Source organism: Allomuricauda sp. CAU 1633, from assembly GCF_017313225.1.
Classification (GTDB): Bacteria; Bacteroidota; Bacteroidia; order Flavobacteriales; family Flavobacteriaceae; genus Flagellimonas.
The window spans coordinates 182,096-206,522 of record NZ_JAFLNE010000005.1 but is presented as its reverse complement, the minus strand read 5'-3'; the positions used below and the strand labels follow the sequence as shown (position 1 = coordinate 206,522).

The 24,427-nt window shown below is 41.9% G+C and carries 14 protein-coding genes; 9 read left to right on the top strand and 5 right to left on the bottom strand.

The genetic code is table 11. The annotated features are described in order from the left end of the window. Positions 1 to 12: 12 nt before the first annotated feature. Together J0X14_RS15150 and J0X14_RS15145 are read left to right on the top strand one after the other, a co-directional pair. Entirely contained in the window at positions 13 to 783 is a 771-nt protein-coding gene (locus tag J0X14_RS15150; protein WP_207098652.1) for a LytTR family transcriptional regulator DNA-binding domain-containing protein, read from the top strand. A gap of 102 nt (positions 784 to 885) precedes the next feature. Then, complete coding sequence (locus J0X14_RS15145) at positions 886 to 1,257, top strand: hypothetical protein (RefSeq protein ID WP_207098651.1); 372 nt, start codon at positions 886 to 888, stop codon at positions 1,255 to 1,257. A 94-nt stretch (positions 1,258 to 1,351) separates the two neighbouring features. On the opposite strand, the gene J0X14_RS15140 is transcribed toward J0X14_RS15145, so the two are convergent. The 3 genes from J0X14_RS15140 to J0X14_RS15130 form a co-directional block, all read right to left on the bottom strand. Continuing rightward, entirely contained in the window at positions 1,352 to 2,449 is a 1,098-nt protein-coding gene (locus J0X14_RS15140; protein ID WP_242528049.1) for a bile acid:sodium symporter family protein, read from the bottom strand. Between the two features lie 53 nt (positions 2,450 to 2,502). Continuing rightward, positions 2,503 to 4,686, bottom strand: coding sequence for a PQQ-binding-like beta-propeller repeat protein (locus tag J0X14_RS15135; protein ID WP_207098650.1), 2,184 nt, complete (start codon positions 4,684 to 4,686; stop codon positions 2,503 to 2,505). Between the two features lie 108 nt (positions 4,687 to 4,794). Then, positions 4,795 to 6,171: an enolase C-terminal domain-like protein gene (locus tag J0X14_RS15130; RefSeq protein WP_207098649.1), complete on the bottom strand. Its 1,377-nt coding sequence runs from the start codon at positions 6,169 to 6,171 to the stop codon at positions 4,795 to 4,797. Positions 6,172 to 6,519: 348 nt separating this feature from the next. Between J0X14_RS15130 and J0X14_RS15125 the strand changes: the two genes are divergently transcribed. After that, on the top strand, positions 6,520 to 6,672 hold the full coding sequence (locus J0X14_RS15125; RefSeq protein ID WP_207098648.1) for a hypothetical protein: 153 nt from the start codon (positions 6,520 to 6,522) through the stop codon (positions 6,670 to 6,672). Between the two features lie 21 nt (positions 6,673 to 6,693). On the opposite strand, the gene J0X14_RS15120 is transcribed toward J0X14_RS15125, so the two are convergent. Next, positions 6,694 to 7,659, bottom strand: a complete 966-nt coding sequence (locus J0X14_RS15120) for a hypothetical protein (protein ID WP_207098647.1) — start codon at positions 7,657 to 7,659, stop codon at positions 6,694 to 6,696. A gap of 381 nt (positions 7,660 to 8,040) precedes the next feature. Between J0X14_RS15120 and J0X14_RS15115 the strand changes: the two genes are divergently transcribed. Further along, a complete protein-coding gene (locus tag J0X14_RS15115) occupies positions 8,041 to 10,992 on the top strand; it encodes a glycoside hydrolase family 55 protein (protein ID WP_207098646.1) in 2,952 nt (983 codons plus the stop codon). A gap of 41 nt (positions 10,993 to 11,033) precedes the next feature. Here the strand turns inward: J0X14_RS15115 and J0X14_RS15110 are convergent, their stop codons facing one another. Then, complete coding sequence (locus tag J0X14_RS15110; protein WP_207098645.1) at positions 11,034 to 11,576, bottom strand: RNA polymerase sigma factor; 543 nt, start codon at positions 11,574 to 11,576, stop codon at positions 11,034 to 11,036. Positions 11,577 to 11,695: 119 nt separating this feature from the next. Here J0X14_RS15110 and J0X14_RS15105 point away from each other — a divergent pair, with 119 nt between their 5' ends. The 5 genes from J0X14_RS15105 to J0X14_RS15085 all read left to right on the top strand — a co-directional run bounded on the left by J0X14_RS15105 (position 11,696) and on the right by J0X14_RS15085 (position 24,421). After that, positions 11,696 to 12,859 carry a FecR family protein gene (locus tag J0X14_RS15105; RefSeq protein WP_207098644.1) on the top strand — a complete coding sequence of 388 codons (1,164 nt, stop codon included), beginning with the start codon at positions 11,696 to 11,698 and terminating at the stop codon, positions 12,857 to 12,859. Between the two features lie 152 nt (positions 12,860 to 13,011). Next, a complete protein-coding gene (locus J0X14_RS15100) occupies positions 13,012 to 16,242 on the top strand; it encodes a SusC/RagA family TonB-linked outer membrane protein (RefSeq protein ID WP_207098643.1) in 3,231 nt (1,076 codons plus the stop codon). A gap of 4 nt (positions 16,243 to 16,246) precedes the next feature. Next, positions 16,247 to 17,689, top strand: a complete 1,443-nt coding sequence (locus tag J0X14_RS15095) for a RagB/SusD family nutrient uptake outer membrane protein (protein ID WP_207098642.1) — start codon at positions 16,247 to 16,249, stop codon at positions 17,687 to 17,689. A gap of 82 nt (positions 17,690 to 17,771) precedes the next feature. Then, positions 17,772 to 21,065: a VCBS repeat-containing protein gene (locus J0X14_RS15090; protein WP_207098641.1), complete on the top strand. Its 3,294-nt coding sequence runs from the start codon at positions 17,772 to 17,774 to the stop codon at positions 21,063 to 21,065. A 29-nt stretch (positions 21,066 to 21,094) separates the two neighbouring features. After that, complete coding sequence (locus tag J0X14_RS15085) at positions 21,095 to 24,421, top strand: DUF5107 domain-containing protein (RefSeq protein WP_207098640.1); 3,327 nt, start codon at positions 21,095 to 21,097, stop codon at positions 24,419 to 24,421. Positions 24,422 to 24,427: the final 6 nt, after the last annotated feature.

The following is a 24,427-nucleotide window of genomic DNA, read 5'->3' as shown; positions in this document are numbered from 1 at the left end:
AGTTTTACCATTATGGAAGACAACACGTTAAAGGTAAAAGTACTTATAGTCGAGGACGTTGCCATTACGGCCATGGACATCTCTATTGGTCTTTCGGAATCTGGTTACCAAATTGTAGGTATTGCGCCCACAGCATATAGAGCCCAGCAATTACTATTAGAAAACCCAAGTGTTGACATCATCTTGATAGATATTGTTTTAAAGGGAGGCCTTGATGGAATTGAACTTGCTCGTTTCATCAACGAAAAACACCAAATCCCTTTTGTTTTCTTAACTTCCCATGCTGACAGCCATCTAGTCGAGCGCGCAAAGGATGTAAGGCCCTATGGGTATATTTTAAAGCCCTTTAACGCTCGACAAGTAAGTATAGCAATAGAATTTGCCCTTGTAAATATTTCTAATAAAACCCCTGCAAAGGATTTACTTGCTCCACAAAAATTCAGCCATGCAGATAATCAAGTCTTGCAAATTAAGGATAGTTTATTTTTAAAGAAAGACCATCATTTTGAGCGGGTACCTCTAAAAGAGATTTTATTTTTGGAAGCGGACAGCAACTACAGCACCGTATACACCAAATCCAAACAATTTGTTTATTCTACAGTACTTAAGAAAATAGAGTCACAGCTTCCAATGAATCGTTTTTTACGCATACATAGAAGATATGTGGTCAATATTGAATTGGTTAATGGATTCGAAGGGAACATGCTTTTTATTGGATCAAAAAAACTCCCTGTAAGTAAAGCACATAAGAATGAGGTTTTTAGGTTATTTCGAACGATATAGTATTTAAACAAGAATGGTATTCATAAATAATCTTTTTAAGCAGACGGTCGAAGGTTCGAATCCTTCCACGGTCACCACTTCAACCCCCAGTATTTATGTTTCTTGATATTGGTGTTTTCATGTCGTGAAAAATCATTTGAAGAATATGATGAAAGTGAATTCTACAAGACTCAAGGAATCATCATTTCTGCAAGGCAGACAAAATCGATTTTGGATAGTCCTTTCATGAAGGAAATCAAGTATGAATACTTTGTGAATGACTCTTTGATTTTAGAAGATTCAGAAGATTTTTCGTTTGTGGATATGCAAAGAGGGGTGCCGATAGAAGTACTGGTCCACAAGAAAAATCAAGATGTGAGTTTTTATTGGAGAAATGGAATCCCAGAATTTGCCACGCCTTATCAACTAGATTATATTCAAAAGAAAATGGACACCATTTTTGCAGAAATGGAAAATGTAAGGTTGTCAAAATAAAAAACGGCAGCAAAAAAGAAGAACGCACCTAAAAATGCAGTACGTTCTTCACTGGATAACTAAAAACTAACTCAAACAACTATTTTCAATTTCTTTAATCAGATAATTCAATATCTGTTGGAACTTTTTTATGCCAATAAGACGCCAATATGGAGCCTGTGATGTTCATCAACGGACCAAAGACAGCTGGGGCCAGTCCCATGGTCGCTATCTTTCCGAGTGTGTTGGCGATTCCAGAGGCTAGCCCCCCGTTCTGCATCCCAACCTCAATAGAAATTGTACGGGCATCCCTCTCGTCCATTCCCACCAAACGGGCGAACCAATATCCTAGAAAGTAACCGAAAAGGTTATGCACCAATACCAAAAGCATTAAAAGGGCTCCTATCTCCAAAAGGCTATCCCTGCCCGCAGCCGTGATCACTATAATAATCAATCCTATCGCTAACATTGATACCAATGGCATGGCTTTGTCCAACCATTTTGTACGCCCGTGCAGTAGGTGGTTGAAAAGTAATCCCGCCCCAATGGGAAGTATGATCATCTTGGTGATGCTCCACATCATGGTCAGCACGTTTATCTCCACGAATTGGCCTGCAAGGAGCTTCATCAAAACAGGTGTTACAAATGGGGCCAACAGCGTGGCTATGGAGGTTATAGTAATCGAAAGGGCAAGGTTCGCCTTGGCCAAATACGCCATTACATTGGAGGCGACCCCACTTGGAGAGCAACCAATAAGGACAATACCCGCGGCTATCTCCGGTGGAAACCCACTCACACTGGCCAGCGCATAGCCCACAATAGGCATGATTGCCAATTGAGCCGACACACCCACAAGGACACCTTTCGGGGATTTGATGACACCAGCAAAATCCTTTATGCTCATTGAGGTCCCCATCCCAAACATGATAATTTGGATGAGAGGAATAATAAGGCCAGTTAGCTTGAAGTTCCCTATTTGGACAAAATATTGGGGCCAGTATAACGAGAGTGTCACCCCGGCAAAAATCAATGTGGCAAAGACATATCCCTTTACTGCTTTAAATCCACTAAACCCTACTCCCAAGAGCACAAAGAACGAGACAATCAAAAGACCCGCATCTTTAAGGTTACCCAGTGCTATCATCAAAAAGATACCAAAGAAGATTACTACGGAAGCCATTAAGGCTATGGTATAACTATTAATTCTTTTCAAAATCGACTTATTTTGATTTATTGGCTTGTTATTTTTTCTTTAATGATGACACATCATTTGGCAGTATCATCTTTTAGACTGAACGCAATGTAATTGCCTCCCGCTTTAAGTCCTCTGCCTCCTCCTGCAGCTATTGCAATATATTGTCGACCCTCAACTTCATAAGTGATTGGCGTTGCAAACCCTCCTGCAGGCAATTGGTATTCCCAAAGTACTTCACCGGTATCCTTGTCAAAGGCCCTTATCTTTTCATCTCTTGTCCCTGCAATAAAAACCAAACCTCCTGCTGTAACAATGGGACCGCCATAACTTTCCGTACCTGTTACTGGGATTCCTTTTTTAGTTAGTTCGGGGAATTCACCCAAAGTTTTTCGCCATACGTATTCACCTGTGTTTAAGTCTATGGCATTAAGGGTTCCCCATGGTGGTTTCACCCCGGGATAACCATCGGGGTCCGTAAGTTTTCGCCATTCCCTAATTGCATATGCGGGTTCGTACCCAAACGTAGGGTTATCCTCCTCATTTTTGTTGGCGGCCTTATTCCTGCCTCCAGACCTTGGATTAAAAAGAAAACTGGCTATGGCTTCTCTCTCTTCTCCGGTCAAATGGCCAAAAGAGGGCATCCGTCCACTTCCGGTTCTCAAAATTTCCCTTAACTGTTCTGAGGACATTTGTTGTCCAATACCTCTAAGATCTGGGAAATCAGAGCCGTTTCCAGCTCTATCAGTTCCATGACATGCCGCACATTGTTTGGCATAGAGTGCGTTTCCCCTAGACAGTGAGGACAACTCCCTGTTACGGGCTTCTTGGTCAATCATTCGTAAAACCCATGGGTTATCATTGGAATTTTGGTATAGGATACCATCTTGATCTACCGCATTACCTCCCCATTCAGCTCCTCCGCTATAACCAAACATGAGTGTTCCTTCTTCCGAGGGTGGGGTAAATCTATGGTCCGCTTTATATTTTTCATACGTTTCCTTGGTATATTCATATGCCGTTGGAGAAATATCACTTATATCTTCTTCCGTGAACACCTGTCTTGAAAAAGGGGCTGGTTTCAAGGGATAACGCTGCACTGGCCATAGTTGTTCCCCAGGAAGCCCCTCCATTGGGACCGAACGCTCTTCCACGGGAAACATTGATTCCCCTGTTTCTGCATTCAATACATAAACATATCCTTCTTTAGTGGCCTGGACCACCACTTTTAGCTTTTGTCCATTTTGTGTCACATACGCTAAATTTGGTGGGATGGGCAAATCCCTGTCCCACAAATCATGGTAAATCGTCTGATAGTACCACTTTAATTTTCCCGTTTTGGCATGAAGGGCCACAATACAGTTGCCAAAGAGATTTTTACCCGGTCTTTCACCTCCATAAAAATCAGATGCTGGGGAACCCGTTCCGAAAAACACCACTCCTTCTTCACTATCCACTACCATGCCCGCCCAATTGTTGGCGCCACCTATTTTTTTATAAGCATCCTTGGGCCAAGTTTCATGGCCTAATTCTCCAGGTTGGGGAATTGTATGGAAAACCCATTCCAATTTTCCCGTAACCACATTGAATGCTCTGATGTGTCCAGGTGCAGCTGTTCCGGATTCTGAAACGCTTGACCCAATAATGAAAAAATCCTCAAAGAGGACACCCGGACTGGTTGCCTTGACCGAAAGTTCACCAACGGACCCTGCATTAGGTGTTGAAAGGCCTTCATGAAGATCTACACTACCATTCACTCCAAAAGAGGTTATGGCCAATCCAGTGATGGCGTTTACGGCATATAGCCGGTCGCCTACTGTATATAATATTCGTTTATCATCACCTTTCTCCCAATAGGTGATTCCCCTACTTACATTGAGATTGTCATTCTGTGGGTCAAATTTCCAGATTTCTGTGCCCGATGTGGCGTCCAATGCAAATAGGCGTAGCTCGGGTGTTGTACCATATAGCACACCGCCCACTACAACAGGTTGGCATTGTATGGCCTGGTGACTTTTGCTTCCGTCACTCCTGATGTCACGAGCATCATAACTCCATGCCGCTTGCAAGTGTTGAACATTCCCTTTATTTATTTGTGTGAGGGGAGAATAACGGTTTCCAGCCGTATTCCCTCCGTATTGTGGCCAATTTTCCCCAGTTTCCTGAAAATTGTTTTCACTATACTCTTTTGATGGACCGTTATGGCATGATGTGATCGAGATGATAGCCAACAGCAATCCTCCAATTGTTTTGTACATTGTAAGTAGATTGGAAAAGGAGGGCCCTTGCAATTAAGAAGGACCTCCTTCGAATAAAAACTAACTCAAAACTAATTCTATCTTATTGTTTTAGGCTTAGAATCGACCTTATGGCCTAATGATGGTACCGTCAGCGTTCCTTACCTGCCAATTTGATCGGGTGTTGATAGGAAACTTGGCAGCTTCTTTCTCATTGATGTCCATTCCATAGCCCGGGCCTTCGTTCACGTGCATATAGCCATCCTTCATCGTGGGACATCCTGGGAAAACGGCCTGTTCCTCCTCAGAGAATTCACGTCCTTCTTGTATGCCAAAGTTCCAGATTGCAAGATCTATATGTGCCTGTGCCGCATGACCTATCGGCGATACATCGCCAGGACCGTGCCACGCAGTGCGTACACCGAACCACTCGCCCAATCTGGCCACCTTCATTGCAGGAGTCAGACCCCCTATCTGCGAAACATGGCAACGGATATAATCAAAGTAATGGTTGGCCATTGGATCCAAAAACTCATTGATATTGTTGAAAAGCTCTCCCATGGCTATGGGCACATTGGTACTTTGGCGGAGTTCCTTCCACCATCCCTTGTTCTCAGGTGACAAAGGATCTTCTATAAAGAAGGGTCGGAACTCTTCTAACTTATTGATCATATTGATTGCCTCGGTGGGTTGCACCCGTTCATGGATGTCGTGCAATAGCTCGACGTCTTCCCCGCACTGCTTACGCACCATCTCGAACATCTTGGGAACGGATCTGAGATAGATCTGGGGGTTCATGTAGTTGTCGCTTTCATAACCATATCCGGCCTCCTTGAAATCGGCCTGATCCTTGTCCGCTCCAGTAGCTCCATAGCCGCCTTGCTGTATTCGAACGTGCTTGTAGCCACGGTCAATAAACTTCTGAACATCATCGGCCACGGCTTCGGGGGTCCTTCCCCCCGCGTGGGCATAACAGGGAATCGCAAAACGGGACTTGCCTCCCAACAATTGGTACACCGGCATGTTGGCCCGTTTGCCCTTGATATCCCAAAGCGCTTGATCTAAGCCGCTTATGGCATTGTTCAGAACAGGGCCGTTGCGCCAATACGAACTCACATAAAAGGATTGCCACATATCTTCTATGTTATCAACATCCTTGCCCACACAGAAATCGTTCATGTAGCTCTCTATCGCCGTTACTACCGCGGCAGCCCTCTGGGTGAAGGTCGCGCAGCCCAATCCATATAGGCCTGGCTCGGTGGTCTCCACTTTCACCACTATCAAATTACTGCCGCGTGGCCGCGTGGCTATGGCCTTAACACTCTTTATCCTTACAGGTGCCATCCCTTTTGCATAATTTGGGGTGGTCCCGTCTCCGACAGGGGTAAAGGGTGTTTCCGATCCATGGGCCATTGGGGCCAACAACCCAAGGGCTCCGGCAGTAGATCCAAGGCCCAATGTCTTCAAAAGACTACGGCGATTTATTTGGTTTTCTGAGTTCTTCATAATCATTATCTTAGTTTGCTATTTAATTTTTAGACTTTAAAAATGCACATGTCAGGTCGCTCCATTTTTCCATAAAAATGGATGGATTGGAGAACATAAAAATTCGTCCTCTCAAAATAGTTGTGTATCATGATTACGGTCTGTGAACCTTGCTTTAAATGGAGCAGTTTTCCTGTATATCCAATATGTCAATTATATATTTATTACGCATAAAAATTATGAACCCCTCTATTTTTTAGCCTTTTTTTTGAATTTGTAGCGATAATTGCCCCTGTTTTTCACAAAAAAAGTTATCCAATATTCTTGTTGTAGCGACTGTCTTTGCTGGATATAACGCTAAAATGATGTATGAAAAAGTTGAGGGATTTTTCGATAACCAATTCGGTTTGGGTTTTCATTTACGCTGGGATACTGTCCATAGCAATAGCATTGGTAACGGTAAGTTTTCAAGCCATCAAAGCGGTTATGGCCAACCCAGTGAAAAGTTTAAGGACGGAATAATACCCTATCCAATCAAAGGATTTAGAGGGTATAAAACTCGTACACTATGGTCCAAGAAAAGCTTTTTTCGGGCTCCACCTTAATGTCAATATAAGGTTCGGGACATAGGGTCTTGTTCATGGACCAAAACACCAATTTTGATATGGGACGATCACAGCTGAACTTGACCCCAGCACCTGTATTTCGATTTTCTATACGAAATAGATAATCGTCAAAAGTTGAACCAAATCCGACCATATCTCCCACATATTGAAAATCCTTTTCACCCAGTGGTTTTACATATTGAATTTTGTTGCCGTCTACCTCAGCAAATTGGCGTAAACCCGATGTATCTCCAGTTATGTCAAAAGCAAGCTCAATGGAGTATCCTGGGCCAATGGGATTATTATCGATAACAAAGAAATTGTGGTCGTACACTTTTGTGTCAATATTATTCTCTCCGTTATTTGTGAGTTTATGCTCAATGATCATTTTATTATTTTCCAATCGGATGGTTTTAAGATAGATATATGGATAGTCCCCTGTATTTAAAGTGTGGGTAAAGGAAACTTTATCTTGATCTTTTGTTATTTCCCATTCGCCACCATCCCTAATCTTATACGGTTTTGTAAAGTGGTAATCCTTAGCTTCATATTTCTCAAGTACTCCGACTCCCACTTTGGTGAACGACCCTAAAACCTCAGCATTTTCGTAGCCCAAAGGATCAAACGCCTCCACAGGGCCCATGATGGCGTCGTGTAATTTTGGATCGTAGTTCTTAAACCATTTTCCAAAGTAATCGTGCCCCTTGAATCTTAAACGGGGTATAACGCCGGACCAATCAAACCTCACCCCTCTATAATAACCCGTGTTGGAGTCGGGCAGATATAGAGTTGCATCGATTTCACCATTTGAGATTTCTGTTTGGGGGACATCCTGGGCAAAAAGCGCAGTGTAAGTGAATATCACACATAGTAATAAGGATAAACTTTTCTTTTGAATTGCCATGTTTTTAAATTGAAAATGTGTTATGCAATATTTAATCGAACAAAAAATGTACTACGATAAAAGCCCTTCTTTGAACGCACCAATGTACCGCTCACCCTGTCAACAACCGTCTCCAAAACTAGAAGCTTCAATGAATTATTTACGACAAACATCATTAAATATTTCAATAAATTCAAAATTTAAGGCCATCAAATAGAGGGTTTCATAATTTTTTCACGTAATAATTGTGTAATTGACATAATGTGAACTTATAGGGAAACCGTTCCGTTCAGTGCATATTTCACAAACTGTTATCATAGCCCATGCCTGTTTCGTTTTCATGTTCTGTGATACAGCAATCTCCATTGAAAAAATGGAATCCCTCTTAAAAACCAATTCTAAATGAGACTGCCAATACTTCTCTTTACATTTTTTTTCTCCACCTCTTTAGCCTTAACAGCACAATCTTTTTATAAACAAAGGCCCGATGATCCGGAAGCTCTTTATTTCACCACCGAATCCTTCAACATAAAGGCAGATGGAAAGCAAGATGTTTCCCTGGAAATTCAAAAAGCGATCAACCAACTCAAAAGCGAAAAGAATTTTGGGGTCTTGTTCATCCCTGAAGGCAAGTATCTCATCAGCAAGACCATTTATGTGCCCAAGGCCATCCGTATCATCGGGTACGGAAAAAATCGCCCTGAATTTATACTGGGCGAAAACACCAAGGGCTATCAGACTGAAGACAATTACATGTTTTGGTTCACCGGTAATCTAGTGGAAGATGGGGATGAGCCAAGAGATGCTGGTGCCGGCACCTTTTATAGCGCCATTTCAAATGTTGATTTCACAATAAAAAAGGGCAACCCCAAGGCCATTGCACTCAGGACCCATTTTGCACAGCACAGCTTTGTGAGCCATTGCAACTTTAACATCGGCGATGGGTACGCCGGAATCTATGACTTGGGCAATGAAATCGAAGATTTGAAATTTTATGGTGGCGAGTATGGCATCAGCACTTCCCGCACATCCCCGGGATGGCCTATGATGATGATCGACCTTTATTTTGAAAACCAGCGCAGTGCTGCTGTTCTTAGCAGGAACACAGGCATGGCCATTGTTTCCATGCATGCCAAAAATGTTCCGGTGGCTGTTGAGCTTCAAAATGGTGTTTCGGACCGATTATTTATGGAAGATTGCCTTTTTGAAAATGTAGATAAAGGTGTGGTTGTAGGTGTTGAAAAAGAAGCAAGCAGCCAGATCAATCTACTCAATATTGCTTGCAACAATGTAACCGTGCCCATATACTTTACGCCCAGCAAAAAAAGTATTGAAGGGAAAGGCAACAAGTATTTGATCAAGAACTTTGTACACGGGTTGGCCGCAAATGATATGTCGGCTGATTTTGACTATAAAACCGTTTCTGAAATAGAGTCCGTAAAAACGTTGTCCAAAAAACTGGAAAAGGTAATACCCAACTTGCCTGCTATGGACAAATGGGCAAGTGTTAAAATCTTTGGAGCTGTTGGAGATGGTACTACGGATGATACGGAGGCCATCAAAAAAGCCATTGCTTCGAATATGAATGTTTATCTCCCATCCGGTAGATACCGCGTTACAGAAACCATTAAATTGAGAAGAGGGTCAAAACTTATTGGTCTACACCCTTTTGCCACGCAATTGGTCCTTCAGGAAAGTGAAGGGAATTTTAGCGGATTCGGGTCCCCCGTTCCCGTTTTGGAATCATCGGAAGGTGGGGATGATATTATCAATGGAATAGGAATTAACACCGGTGCTTACAACAACCGCGCTGTTGGTCTCAAGTGGATGGCCAACGAGAATTCCATGATCAATGACGTAAAATTTGTTGGAGGACATGGAACCATGGCCTGGCCGGGAGAACCTTCCCATAGACGACGTTGGGACAGAAAAATAAGTACCCCATCGGAACCTGTTTATGGACGAGGAATGGATCTAGCTTGGGATAATCAATACTGGAGTCTTTGGGTGACCAACAATGGTGGAGGAATCCTCAAAGACATTTGGACGGCCAGTACGTATGCAAGTGCAGGGTTATACATCAATGGCACCTCTACTCCGGGAAAAATATATGCCATGTCATTGGAACACCATGTTCGTCAAGAAGCCCTCTTGGATAATGTGGCCAACTGGAAGTTTTATGCATTTCAATTTGAAGAGGAGGGCACAGAGGGGAAAAACGCCCAAACACTTGATTTGAGCAATTGTAATAATCTCATGTTCGTCAATTTCTGGATGTACCGAACCATTCGTGTGAACACCCCAAGACCTTGGGGAATAAAAATAACAAACAGTTCCAATATCGATTTCCGAAATATGCGCAGCTGGACACAGGTTTTGCATTTGCCAGAGCGCACCATCTTTGACATGGACAAAAAGCTGGTTGTATACCCGGGTGATTTTGCCAGAGTTAATATCTCAGGTAAGGAAGCATCCAATGGGAATGATGCTTCCCATAATATTGAAAAGTTGGGGTTCGGCTACGAGTTTGCCACGGGAGCTGTTTCGGACAGTAAAGGAAATGTCTATTTCTGCGAAAATCAACAGAAGCGTGTATACAAATGGTCCGCGGAAACGAACACCATATCCATATACGCCGACTATCCTTTCAAGCCTTTTTCCTTGGCCGTGGACACTCAGGATAATCTGATTGTAATCTGTCGTTATGATCCACAACCCGGCTATAAGGATCCCCAACAACCCCAAATGATAGAAACACTATCGGATAACAATCCCTACTACAGTGGTTGGGGAAATGGGGGTTGGGCCGTGATGGCTTATGCCATAGACCCAAACAACGTAGATGGCATGAAGGTATTGGAACTGTCAAAAACGAATACAGTAAAGAAAGTTGAACGTGTAATCCATCCAACACATAGGTGGAGAGATGATTTTGAGGAAGTGGCCACTAGCCTGGCCGAAACCAGTTTTGTGGCGCCTGACGGAGTAACTATTGTGCCCAACACTTTCGATCTTGCGCGTTCCGTGCAGCTCATGAGCGTCACTCCAAATCAAACGGACCCCGTGTTTGTTACCCATGAAGATCCAAAAATCACCTATCGGTTTGAAGTGGGTGAAAAGGGTAAGCTTGCGAACATGAGTGAATTCATAAAGCGTGGGGAGTATGGTAATGTAACCAATGATCAGGGCAACTTGTATTTGGTCGAAGGAGAGATACTTGTTTTAAATAAAGAGGGAGCTGAAATTAAACGAATTACCTTAGATGAGCGCATACAATCCATAACGTGGGGAGGTAAAGACAAAAATGAACTATTTGCAACCACAAGCAAGGCTTTTTATAGAATAAAACCATAGCTCCAAACCAAAGAGTGAAGAATTGAGCGGGGGGTTCACCTTTATCCCAAGCTTAATTTTTCACTCAATATTTTAAATGCCCGGGTCATATGGCCCTCGACCGTTTTGATGGAGATATCCAGATGTTCGGATATTTCAACATGGGTGAGCCCCTCTTTTTTGTTGAGTAGAAATATTTTCTTGCATTTAGAAGGGAGTCTTTCTATTTCTCGGTTGACTTTTTTTATAAGCTCACTCTCATCTTCCCTCTCACCTTCGACAACCATATCAATGGCCTCCAAATATTTCTTTTCCAAATAGGTAACAGGCTTCCTCTTTCTATAGTGGTCAATAAATCCATTATAGACTGATTTATACATGTAACTCTTTATTGAGAGATTGGGATCGATTTTTTTACGGTTTATCCAAATTTCCACAAACACCGTTTGTACAATATCCTCTGCATCGGCGTGATCTTTGGTCAAAGTATAGGCATAGGCACACAGTTTTTTATAGTAGGAATCCATCAAAAAATCGTATGCTTTGGAGTTTCCAGATATCAACTGCTGTGCTAGCAAGGAACCATCACCAGTATAAGAATTCATATTGCACCGTTTACCTCAAAAAGACAAAGAATTTGAACAAATATAAAAAAAAGTTAAAAAAAATAGAGGGGTTCGCAATTATTGAACGTATTATATACATAATCGGCATATTTAACAATTTGGAAATAGAAAGAATAATCATCAAATTCCTGAATAATGAGGCTGATATTGATGAGTTGGACCAACTCGATATTTGGCTGAGGGATGAAAATAATTTGCCATCTTTCAAGAAACTTGTTAGAACCGAATATTTAATCATTCTTGGTATGTCAGAATATGATGTCAATAAGGCCAAAAAAGCTATCCAGGAGAGGCTTAGGATCAGCAAACGGAAGCGTAAGGCCCAGATGTATAAAAAATTGGCGGTTGCAGCTTCCATTGTTTTGATTGCTGGCAGCATATTTTTCCAATGGGATTACATTGATCAAAATGTAAAAACAGTGTCCGCACCAAGGCCCATGACCACCATTGAGGTTGGTTCCGATAAAGCCATCCTTACGTTGGAAAATGGAAATCAGGTAGCCCTTGAGAAGGGAAAACAATATGGGGACAGTAAATTGAAGAGCGACGGATCTGAACTTATTTATTCCACATCATCGGAAGGTAAAAAGCCGGTTAAAGAACTTCAGTATAATTACCTTACCATTCCTCGGGGAGGGCAGTTTTTTGTCCAATTGTCCGATGGAACCGAAGTTTGGTTGAATTCCGAGTCCAAACTGAAATATCCTGTAGAATTTCCAAAAAACCAAACACGTCAAATAGAACTTTTGTATGGTGAGGCTTATTTTAAAGTCTCTCCTAGCACTGCACACAATGGCGCAGATTTTCAAGTACTTACCAAATCCCAGAAGATAGGTGTTCTAGGGACCGAGTTCAATGTAAAGGCCTATAATGAGGAGGATGAAATTAAGACCACCTTGGTCGAGGGCAAGGTCAATGTTCAAAATGGTGGGGAAAGTAAAATCCTTAAACCCAACCAACAATCAAGAATCCTAGCGGGCAGCGATGCAATAACAATAGAGGAAGTTGATGTATATCAAGAGGTTTCTTGGATCAACGGCCTGTTCACTTTCAATGAAAAATCGTTGGGCGAAATCATGGCCACCTTATCACGTTGGTATGATGCCGAAATCATTTTTGAAAATGGGGAGCACAAGAATTTCCTCTTCACGGGTATCATTGAAAGGTCAGAATCCATCGATTATATTCTCAAATTAATAGAAGCGACCAGTGAAGGTCAAGTAAAATTTTTAATAGATGACAAAACGATAACGATTAGATAAAAAAAGGAAAAGACCATAACCTTCCACAGCACTGGCCTTTTTCCTCGCAGATTAATCAAACCTATGTTTAACTAAACCAATACAAATTTATGGAAATTAAATCTATTCAAGGACTTCCTCGTTTTTTTGGGGGGGTTCTTTTGAAACACATTATGAAAGCATTAGTTTTCTTATGGTGTACGGTAGTCTTCTCCTTAGGAACTTCGGAAGCAGAAGCTCAAAATGCGGATATTTTTATTGACAAGGATAAAACGTTAACCATAAAACAGGTATTCCGTCTCATAAATAAGCAGACGGATTATAAGTTTATTTATCGCCATGACCTGATTAAAATGGCCCCAGACGTTATGCTGAACGAAGGGACAATCAAGGTTGGCGAACTATTGGACAAAAGTCTTTCCCCTATCAATTTCAGCTATGAATTTACGGAGGAAGAAACGATCATCGTGAAAAGAAATCCGAACGATCCGGTGGTGGTCGAAAACCTGCAATTCCAGGTAAATGGTACCATTGTTGATGATCAAGGAACCCCTTTGCCAGGGGCCAATGTTGTTGAAAAAGGTACGACCAATGGGGTTACCGCTGATTTTGATGGTAATTTCTCACTGACAGTGGCCAACGATAATGCGACCTTGGTCATATCCTACATCGGTTTTGCCACCAAAGAGATTGCAGTAAACGGTCAAAGTTCCATCAATGTAACCTTACTGGAAAGTGCAGCCGGACTGGATGAAGTTGTGATTGTGGGCTATGGTAGATCGGTCAAAAAGGAGGACCTTACAGGAGCGGTCTCAGTGGTCGGTGTTCGGGACCTTGAAAAAAGCCCCTTGATAAATGTTGACCAGGCCTTACAGGGTCGAGCCTCAGGTGTTCAACTTACTCAAAATTCCGGTGCTCCTGGTGCTGGCTTAAAGATTAGGGTAAGGGGTAGCAATTCCATTACTGGTAGTAACTCACCACTTGTTGTTGTGGATGGGCTTATTGATGTTGATATCAATTCAGTAAACCCTGCTGACATACAATCCATCAGTGTGCTGAAAGATGCCAGTGCCTCGGCAATTTACGGTAACAGGGCGGCCAATGGTGTTATTATTATTACCACCAAAACAGGTGTTCCAGGGAAAACAACCATTGAATTTGGTAGCTTTTTGAGTTTTTCCAAGCCCTCTAACACCATTGACCTTTTGGGTGTGGGCGAATTTATTGATTATGCAAACACCAAAAATATTGGTGCAACCGGAAATCCCATTCCCGTTTTCGATACACAGCAAAAAATAGATGCCTTTATTGCAAACTCGGTCAACTATCAAGATGAAGTGTACAGAACGGCCGTTGCCCAAAACTACCAACTATCCTTTAGGGGAGGGGCTGAAAAGATAAATTATTATGTGTCTGGAAATTATTTTGACCAAGAGGGTATAGCCATTAACTCTGACTTTAAGAGGTATTCCCTAAGATCCAATATAAATGTGGATTTAACGGACAAATTAAGCATGAGTACCTCGCTTAACCTTATTCGTCAAGAAGGACTGAACAATTCCCCAGGATTTGGTGCCGGATTGGCTTTGGGTGCTGTTGGTTTTGACAAAACCACACCTATTTATGATGTCAATGGCAACTATAATAGACAAACTTTGGTTGTTGGAGGTGTTCAAGAGTCTGTTCTTACAAATCCCATTTTTTCTGCCCTGGAAAATAGCCAGGTCAATTCCAACAACAGGGTTCAGGCCAACATGACATTGAATTACAATCTTTTAAAAAATCTGGACTTCAATATAAGCGGGGGTATAGACTATGCTAACAATTCCTATGCATATTTTACGCCTGCCAACAATGATGCTGCAGATATTACTGCTGGGCAGAACACCAACAACAATACCAAAACGCAATATGCCCTTAAGTTGAATTACAACAATACATTCAATGAAAAACACAATTTGGATGCAACCGCCATATTTGAGGAAAGGAAAAACTTGTCAAAAGGCTTTAATGCAGATGGAAGAGGATTTTTCACAGCAAGTACACTTTTCGATAATATAGGTTTGGCCGATACCCAAACGATTGGCAGTAATTATTCTGAACGGAATTTAAGGTCCGTTATCGGTCGCGCCACCTATAACTATGACTCGAGGTATTTGGTTACAGCTTCCATTAGATATGATGAATCAAGCGTTTTTCTAAAAGATCAAGGCGGTTTGTTCAGTTCTTTTGCTTTGGGATGGAACATCAACAACGAAGATTTTTTTAATTCAGAAACCATAAGTACGCTTAGGCTTAGAGGCGGATGGGGACAAACGGGTAATGAACTCATAGGTACCAATGACGCCCTTAACCTATTGCGGAACAACCCTTGGATCCCGAATGGTGGAGCTACAGGGAGTACGGCCATACTACCTGGCACTCGGCTAGCCAATCCCGACTTAACGTGGGAAACAACCACTCAAACCAATATAGGTTTTGACATCGGTATTTTGAATGATAGATTCAATTTATCGGCAGAATACTATATTAAAGAGACAGAAGATCTGTTGCTTACAAGACAATTGCCAAGGTTTACCGGTAGGGTGGATCAAGTGATTAATGCGGGAGAAGTTGAGAACAAAGGTTTTGATCTAACCTTGTCCGCAAACATTATACAGAATGAAAAATTCTTTTGGGATGTAAGTGCAAACCTATCAAGCAACAGGAACAAAGTGTTGAGTTTAATAGGTGATGAAACTGAAGTGTTCCCTGCTTTGACGGTTGGTGGTTCCATTCCAGCACCTGCCATTGTTCGTGTTGGAGAGCCAATTGGATCCTTCTATGGCTACGTTTATGAAGGCGTAAACTCAGCGGATGGTAATGCAGTTTATGCAGAAGAGAGAGCCATTATTGGTGACCCAAATCCGGATTTCACCTATGGGATAAACAACAACCTATCTTTTGGAGGTTTTGATTTGAATTTCTTTATTCAAGGTGTTTCCGGCAATGATGTATTTAATCGTGCACGGGCACTTATCATAGGACGAGACGGAAGAATTCCATTCGGTACTTCTGCTGAATTAAGAAATACTTGGACTCCAAGCAACACATCGGCACCACTACCATCATTAAACGCTACCAATACGCAAAGTCTATCTTCTGAGTTTGTGGAAGATGGTTCGTTTATTAGGCTAAAGAATGTTTCATTGGGCTACACCCTTGATGGGCCTGCCATGCAAGCCATCGGCGCAGAGTCTTTGAGATTATATGTAAGTGCTCAAAACGTATTTACCATTACCGACTACTCTGGTTTAGATCCTGAGGTGAACAACGGAGGCGAAAATGATAGACTATCAGGAGTTGATATTGGGGCTTTGCCCACTTCAATGACATTTACGACAGGTTTAAATTTAAAATTTTAAGAAAATGAATAATACTAGACAAATAACTAATTCTGTGGAAAAGACGCTATTACTGTGTTTTCTTGTGGTAGGCTTCATTTCATGTAGTGGTGATCTTCCCGTGGATACGAGAGGTGAATTAGCAGCAGAGCAATTCTATAGCAGCGTTGCCGATATTGAATCAGGAACCCTTGGTGTATATTCCGTAATGGCCGATAGGCTGTTTGCCAACAGTGAAAACTATTGTCACTTTTGGGCAGCCGATGACAGAACTGCGGCCACAGGCTCCAATAAAACATTTTATCTTGAATATGACCAAATGCAACCCTTGGCCACAAACCCATGGCAAACCAACGGTTGGAATCAATTATGGGAAATAATAGGTGCTGCCAACACCTTTCTGGACAATGAAGAACAAATGCGCAGTTTTGTGCAAGGTGCCGATGTGGAATTATTGGAAAGATCACTTGGAGAAGTGCATTATCTAAGAGGGTTAATATATTTTGAATTGGTTAGAACTTGGGGAACCGTGCCACTTATTACATCTCAAAGAGATGTGACAGGCCAAGAACCTTTGGCGACCTTTGAGGAAATATATGCATTGATAATCGAGGATTTGGAATTTGCCAAGAGCCATTTGGGGCCTGCCCCGGTAAATGGCATTTATAGAGCTACCCGTTGGATGGCTCAATCCCTATTGGCCAATGTATATTTGACCACTGCCGGATTTCCATTGAAAAAAACGGAAAACTATGCCCTTGCGGCAGCTGAGGCTAAAAATGTGATAGACAATGGTCCATTTGAGTTGGAGGAAGAACTGAGTGGTATCATGGGTACACAGGCAACCAGTTTAAGTGATAATGGAAATACGGAAGCCATTATCGCCTTCCCTGCGAACATTGGATTGGATGGTTGGAATGCTGGAAACTTCCAGGCTGAATCTATTTTATTTGGCGATAAGTGGGTGGAAATTGCGTTCTACAATAATTTTCCTGATGGCTATAGAAAAGATTTCACCTTTGATATTAGTGATACGGGACAAATTCTTTATTCAATAGAAAAGTTCGGAGAACAAGATTTCGGAAATGTGAACAAGGACATCAATTATCTACGCTATTCCGAATTATTGTTGATCTATGCAGAAGCCCAGATAAGGGCCACCGGTAACAACAGCGATCCAAATGCACTGAATGCCCTAAACGCGGTAAGGAATAGAGCCGGACTGGCTTCCGTTGCCTCCGCCACTTGGGAGGACATTGTATGGGAAAAAGCTTGGGAGCTAGCAGGTGAATGGACTAGATGGTACGACATTGTTAGAACAGAGACATTGGATGAAGTCAATGCAATGAGGGATCCCTATGACAATGATTTGACTCCCCTCAGCTCCAATCCTGCCATAACCGAGGCATTTCCATGGTGCCCCATTCCATCAAACGATGTTGCGGCAAATCCCAATCTCATTAAATAATTGAGTTGAGTTAGTTTTAAACCTTCGAGTTATTGTTAAAATAACTTGAAGGTTTTTTTAACAATTTAAACGAGGTCCCTAGATGAAACACATTGTTTTCATTCTTTTATCAATTCTATTCGTCGCTTGCCATTCTCCCGAAAAGGATAACCAGTTGTTTAGGCTTAAACCGACCGAAATCACCGGAATTGCATTTGAAAACAAGATAATAGAGACCGAAGAGTTAAATTATTTCACTTATCCCTATTTATATATGGGCGGTGGAACTGCCATCGGTGACTTCAACAATGATGGGCTTGAAGATATTTTTTTCACCGGAAACCAAGTATCCAATAAACTTTATTTAAATAAAGGAGGGCTTCATTTTGAGGATGTCTCCAAAAAAGCTGGTGTTGCAGGAGATAATAGGTGGTATACCGGTGTTTCCTTGGTCGATATCAATTCGGATGGCTGGTTGGACATCTACCTTTCCGTTGCAGGTCTTGATGGGCCCCGTGAAAACGAGTTGTACATCAACAATGGTGATCTAACCTTTACAGAAGCTGCGGAAGACTATGGTATTGCAGATGGTAGTTATAGTTACCAAGGCACTTTTTTTGATTATGATATTGATGGTGACCTAGATCTTTTGGTCATCAATTATTCTCCAACACAATTTAAGTCACCCCCAGAATATTACAGACATAAAATGGATAACATCAATGATTTTGATTCCGATCATTTTTATGAAAACATTGATGGCAAATTCATTGACAAAACCAAAGAATCCGGACTCTCAAACTTTGGGCTAACCATTAGTTCCAGCATAACCGATTTTAACAATGATGGTTTTCAGGATATCTATCTATGCAATGATTTTGGATCCCCTGATTATTTGTACTTGAACAATGGGGATAAAACGTTCAGGGAAGTTTCTGCCCAAGCAACCAACCATACCGCTATGTACAGTATGGGTTCAGATATTGTTGATTTGGATGGGGATGGTTTAATGGACTTTTTGCAATTGGACATGAATCCCCAAGACAATTATAGGTCCAAAGCCAATATGGCCAGCATGAACATACCTCTTTTTTGGGCACAAGTGGACAATGGCCTGCACTATCAATACATGCACAATGTCATGCAATTGAATTCAGGTATAGTGGATGGTATCCCACGCTTTAGCGACATTTCGCAAATGACCGGTATTTCATCAACGGATTGGAGTTGGTCCATTCTTGCCCTTGATGTGGACAATGATGCCAAAAAAGACATTTTTGTCACCAACGGTACCCGCCGGGACATCAATAATCGTGACTTTTTTAACAACCTAAATAGAGGATTGGCTTTTACCACTCCAAAAAGGGTTTTGGAAGAATCCCAAAAAATACCCTCACAAGCCATTCCCAATTATCTCTATAAAAACAAGGGGGATCTAAGCTTTGAAGACATATCCAGTTCTTCCGGAATAGGGCAACCCAGCTTTTCCAATGGCATGTCATACGGGGACCTGGACAATGATGGTGATCTTGATGTGGTGATAAACAACATCGACCAAACGGCTTTTATTTATGAGAATACCGCTTCTGACAACGAAAACAACAATTATGTAAAGATCAAACTTCAAGGAGGTCCAACAAACCCAAGTGCCATTGGCAGCAGAATAAAAATTTTCACCAAAAACGGTATGCAAACTGTAGACCAAATGCCTGTAAGGGGATTTCAGTCAACAGTTTCAAATATTTTACACTTTGGATTGGGAAAAGACAAAACCATTGATTCCCTACAAATAGTTTGGCCCGATGGTGAAATTACGAACCAAACCAATGTGCAGGCCAACCAAACGTTGATACTGAACAAGGAAAGTGCCACTACCAAACCCAATGCCGCCCTTGCCAACAGCGTACCAAAGCTTTTCCAACAAGTTGAAGAACCACTGCAAGTGTTGGACTTCTCCCACAAGGAAAATGATTTCGATGATTTTTCAGTTCAAGTGCTCCTGCCCCACAAAATGTCGCAGTTTGGCCCGGCCATGACCATTGCCGATTTTAATGGGGATGGCCAAGACGATGTTTTTTTGGGGGGGAGTTCAGGAGAACTTGCCGCGCTATTTCTTCAAAATGGGCAAGGGAGCTTTGAAAAACAGGAAAGCGAACTCTTCGAAACCTATAAAATGTCAGAAGATATCGATGCGCTTTCCATTGATTTTGACAGGGACGGTGATTTAGACCTCTACATAGTTTCTGGAGGCAATGAATTTGAGCCTGGCCATTCCAACTACAATGACAGATTGTACATTAATAATGGGGAAGGTGGATTTTCCGATGGATCGGATAAACTTCCGAAAAGTCCCCGAAGTGGCAGTGTTGTTACATCTTTCGATTACGATGGTGATGGAGACCTAGATCTATTCGTAGGCACCCGAATGCTTCCACATAATTACCCTTTTTCAGAAGGCAGTTTTATCTATGAAAACAGAAATGGACGTTTTGAAGATGTAACCCAAGACATTGCTCCAGAATTGATGAACGCTGCAATGGTTACTGATGCTGCTTGGGCCGATATAAATTCAGATGGTAGAGCTGACCTTATGCTTGTTGGCGAATGGATGGAACCCTGGGTGCTACTGCAAGGCGATAATGGAACCTTTGAAAGAGCGGACAACCAAGATTTGGGCCTAAGCGAAATGACCGGATGGTGGTTTTCAATAGAACAGGCCGATTTGGATGGAGACGGGGATACTGATTTTGTTTTAGGAAACTTGGGAGAAAATTACAAGTACCAGGCAACCGAGGAAAATCCATTTAAAATTTTTGCAAAAGATTTCAATGCGTCTGGAAGTACCGATATCGTATTGAGCTATCCCCAGGACGGAAATTACTATCCGGTTCGCGGAAAACAATGTTCCTCCGAACAAATTCCGGAATTAAAAAAGAAATTCAAGGACTATAACAGTTTTGCGCAGGCCGATATCAATACCATATATTCAGACATGGGACTTTCCGATGCGTTGGAGATGAAGGCATCTACTTTTTCTTCGATGGTTCTACGAAACGACAATGGTCACTTCAGTAAAATAAAACTCCCGAGCTATGCCCAAATATCCTCGATCAACGATATTCTTATTGATGATTTCGATGGAAATGGCTCCCAAGATCTTGTGCTGGCCGGCAATCTATATACCTCAGAAATAGAAACAACACGAAACGATGCCAGTTATGGATGCTTTATAACCTTTGATGGAGGTCTGGAAAACATGACCGCCATAAAACCATCAACCAGTGGTCTTTTTATCAGAGGTGATGCCAAAAAAGTGGGAAAAATCAATATTGGAGGACAACACTGTTTAATTGTAGCCATCAATGACGGCCCCATTTCTATACACCATTATAAGTAGTAGGTCAAAATCATTTAAAACCAAAACAAGTGCAAACATTTAAAATCTTAGCAATAGTAGGAACCGTTTTTGGAGTGACGTTTTCGTCACTCGCCCAAGATAAGGTCAAAGTGACAGAAGAGATGTTGGCTCTCCCCACCTATAAGGTCCTTCCCGCTGAAAAGGCCCCTATTTTCTACGGTGGAGAGAACTATCAGGGAGCCAGAAAGGTCATTTATCCCTATGCATTGAATGATGTTATCTCCAACACCATGGAAACCCATGAATGGAAAATGTTGACCTTGGAAAACGATTATATTAAATTGGGCATTACGCCAGAGATTGGTGGAAAACTATACTATGCAACCGATAAATCGAACGGTTACAATTTTATCTATAAAAATAATGAGGTCAAGCCCTCAAACATTGGTATGACGGGTGCCTGGGTATCCGGCGGAATAGAATGGTGCGTATTCCATCACCATCGACCATCGACCATGTTGCCCATGGATTACAGTATTGCGGAAAATGAGGATGGTAGTAAGACCATATTTATTGGGGAAACAGAACCACGTCATCGAATGCGATGGACCATAGGTGTTACCGTAAAACCGGACAGATCATATTTTGAGGCAGAGGTATCCATCTACAACCCCACCCCATATACCAATACATTTTTATACTGGGCCAATGTCGCTGCACATACGAATGAGAATTTCCAGACCATTTTTCCACCCAGTGTGGAATTTGCAACCTTTCATTCAAAAAATGATTTTACACAATGGCCTTTTTCAACGGAAAATTATGTGGGACAGGACTTTTCCGAAGGGGTAGATATCAGTTATTGGAAAAATGTTAGGGGGTCTGCTTCCTTTTTCGCATGGGATTTGAAGGAGGATTTTATGGGAGGTTACGATCACGGTTCAAATAGCGGTACGGTACATATCGGGGATCACAACATTGTTAAAGGCGCCAAAGTCTGGGAATGGGGTTCAGGACCGGTAGGTCAAGCCACTGAGGCGCGACTGACCGATACGAGCGGGCCTTATGTGGAAATTATGGTCGGGGCTTATTCCGATAACCAGCCGGACTATACCTGGATCAAACCTTATGAAGTAAAAAGATGGAAACAGTACTGGTATCCCGTAAAGGACATTGGAGGTTTTAAAAACGCCAACCTAAACACTGCCGTCAACCTTGAAAAGCGTGACGGAAACCGTGTTTTTCTAGGATATCATGTTACACAGAAATTGGACAATGCGCGAATCATTCTCAAAAATGGGGAGAACATTGTTTTTCAGAAAGACATGCAGATTTCTCCCAAAAACGCCTTTACACAATTGATCAATGTAAAAGGCAATTTTGATGTTACCGACTTATATACCGAAATGATCAATGTGGAGACTGGGGAAACCATCATATCCTACAAACCCTTGGAGCGTAAAAAATCTGAAGATTTGCCCGAAGAAGTCAAAAGGCCTCCGCTTCCCGAAGAGATGGAGACGGTGGAAGAACTATACATTACAGGTAGTAGATTGGAGCAGTTTTATAAAAACCCTAATGATTATTACCAAGAGGTTCTCAGGCGCGACCCTACAAATAGTCGCACCAACATAGCGTTGGGTAATCAAAACCTAAAAAATGGGGATTTTAAAGCGGCGCGAAAGTATTTTTCCACTGCAATCAAAAAAATAACCACGGATTACACTAGGCCTAAAAACGGTGAGGCACTATATCTTCAAGGAATAACACTTAAGGCCTTGAAATTGTATGACGAGGCCATAGATACACTGTACCGTGCAACATGGGATAATGCCTATTATTCTGCAGCCTATTTTGAATTGGCTCAGATTTCTTGCATCAAAGGTGATTTTGAAAAGGCACTTCAACAAATTAATGAATCGCTATCCTCAAACACAAAAAATACGCGAGGCATTGGGCTAAAGGCAAGTATTCAAAGAAGATTGGGCGACTTTGATGGCGCTCGGGCCACACTCTTGGCCGTGGCGGACCAAGATCCTCTCAATTTTAGGGTTGCCAACGAGTTTTACCTGATTGGAAAAGACTCAGGACATGAAGCGGAAGCGAAAAAAGCATTGGCTTCAGTCACTGAAAAAATGAGGGGGTTCAATCAAAACTATCTAGAATTGGCCGTTGGCTATCTCAATGAAGGTATGCTGACCGAGGCTGAAAATGTATTGACTCGTTACCAAGGTATGGATCCCATCATTGAATATTACCTTGGATATATTCAAAGTGTGCGCGGAAATAAAGATGAAGCCAAACAACAGTTCCAAAAAGCCCAGAATCTCCCCACCGACTACTGTTTTCCCTACCGTCTAGAAACCATCGAGGTACTTCATACCGCTTTGTCCTATAACAACAAAGATGGGAAAGCTAATTATTACCTCGGTAATATTCTATATGACAAGCAACCTGAAAAGGCCATTGAATATTGGGGAAAGGCAATAAGCAATGAACCAGGTCTGGCCATGGCACAACGAAACTTGGGGTGGGGCTACTATAGGCATTACAACGACCCTCAAAAAGCTATCCCTTATTATGAAAAAGCGCTATCGCTCAATAAGGATGATGCCATCCTTTATGCGGAATTGGACAATCTTTATGAATTGAACAATAGTCCTATTGAGACAAGACTAAAAATATTTGATGGAAATGCAGATGTGGTCAGTAATCGTGACGATGCTTTCGTTCGACAAATTACCGTGTTAACCTTAGCTGGAAAATCAGATAAGGCTGTAGATCTTCTAAAGAACAAGGTATTTAGTTATCGTGAGGGAAATTCAAGAGTCCGTGAGGTGATTATTGATGCACAACTATCCTTGGGATTAAAATACATGACGGAAAATAACCCGCAAAAAGCACTTGAACATTTCTTGTTGGCACAAGTGCCTGATGAAGAAGCGGGCAGCGCACGGTTTGGAAATAGAAATATTCAAGTAAACTATTTTATCGGCAAGGCTTATGATGCATTAAACAAGTCGAAAAAAGCTAAAGAATTTTATAAACAAGCCACCAATGCCGAAACAAGCCGTAGAGTAGGGGTCATGAACTATTATAAAGGGTTGGCTCATCTAAAACAAAATGAAAAAACCCAAGCTAACAAGGTTTTTGAAGAATTGATCGAGGAAGGTGATAAACTATTGACCAACGATAGAACAACGGGTAATTTCTTTGCGATTTTCGGAGGAAGGGAAAGTGCAACCGTTAGAGAATCCAGGGCATATACCTTAAAGGGATTAGGTTATAAGGGCTTGGGCCAATCATCAAAGGCCAAAGAAAACCTGCAGAAGGCCATAGCGCTTTCGGTAAGCAATTTATGGGCGAGCACTGAATTACAAGAACTGAACAATTAAAATCAA

What these genes read in the sequence shown, in the direction of transcription:
- J0X14_RS15150 (WP_207098652.1), top strand. Translation starts at nt 13, where the DNA reads ATGGAAGACAACACGTTAAAGGTAAAAGTACTTATAGTCGAGGACGTT.
- J0X14_RS15095 (WP_207098642.1), top strand. Translation starts at nt 16,247, where the DNA reads ATGAATAATACTAGACAAATAACTAATTCTGTGGAAAAGACGCTATTA.
- J0X14_RS15115 (WP_207098646.1), top strand. Translation starts at nt 8,041, where the DNA reads ATGAGACTGCCAATACTTCTCTTTACATTTTTTTTCTCCACCTCTTTA.
- J0X14_RS15125 (WP_207098648.1), top strand. Translation starts at nt 6,520, where the DNA reads ATGAAAAAGTTGAGGGATTTTTCGATAACCAATTCGGTTTGGGTTTTC.
- J0X14_RS15110 (WP_207098645.1), bottom strand. Translation starts at nt 11,576, where the DNA reads ATGAATTCTTATACTGGTGATGGTTCCTTGCTAGCACAGCAGTTGATA.
- J0X14_RS15100 (WP_207098643.1), top strand. Translation starts at nt 13,012, where the DNA reads ATGAAAGCATTAGTTTTCTTATGGTGTACGGTAGTCTTCTCCTTAGGA.
- J0X14_RS15135 (WP_207098650.1), bottom strand. Translation starts at nt 4,686, where the DNA reads ATGTACAAAACAATTGGAGGATTGCTGTTGGCTATCATCTCGATCACA.
- J0X14_RS15090 (WP_207098641.1), top strand. Translation starts at nt 17,772, where the DNA reads ATGAAACACATTGTTTTCATTCTTTTATCAATTCTATTCGTCGCTTGC.
- J0X14_RS15130 (WP_207098649.1), bottom strand. Translation starts at nt 6,171, where the DNA reads ATGAAGAACTCAGAAAACCAAATAAATCGCCGTAGTCTTTTGAAGACA.
- J0X14_RS15120 (WP_207098647.1), bottom strand. Translation starts at nt 7,659, where the DNA reads ATGGCAATTCAAAAGAAAAGTTTATCCTTATTACTATGTGTGATATTC.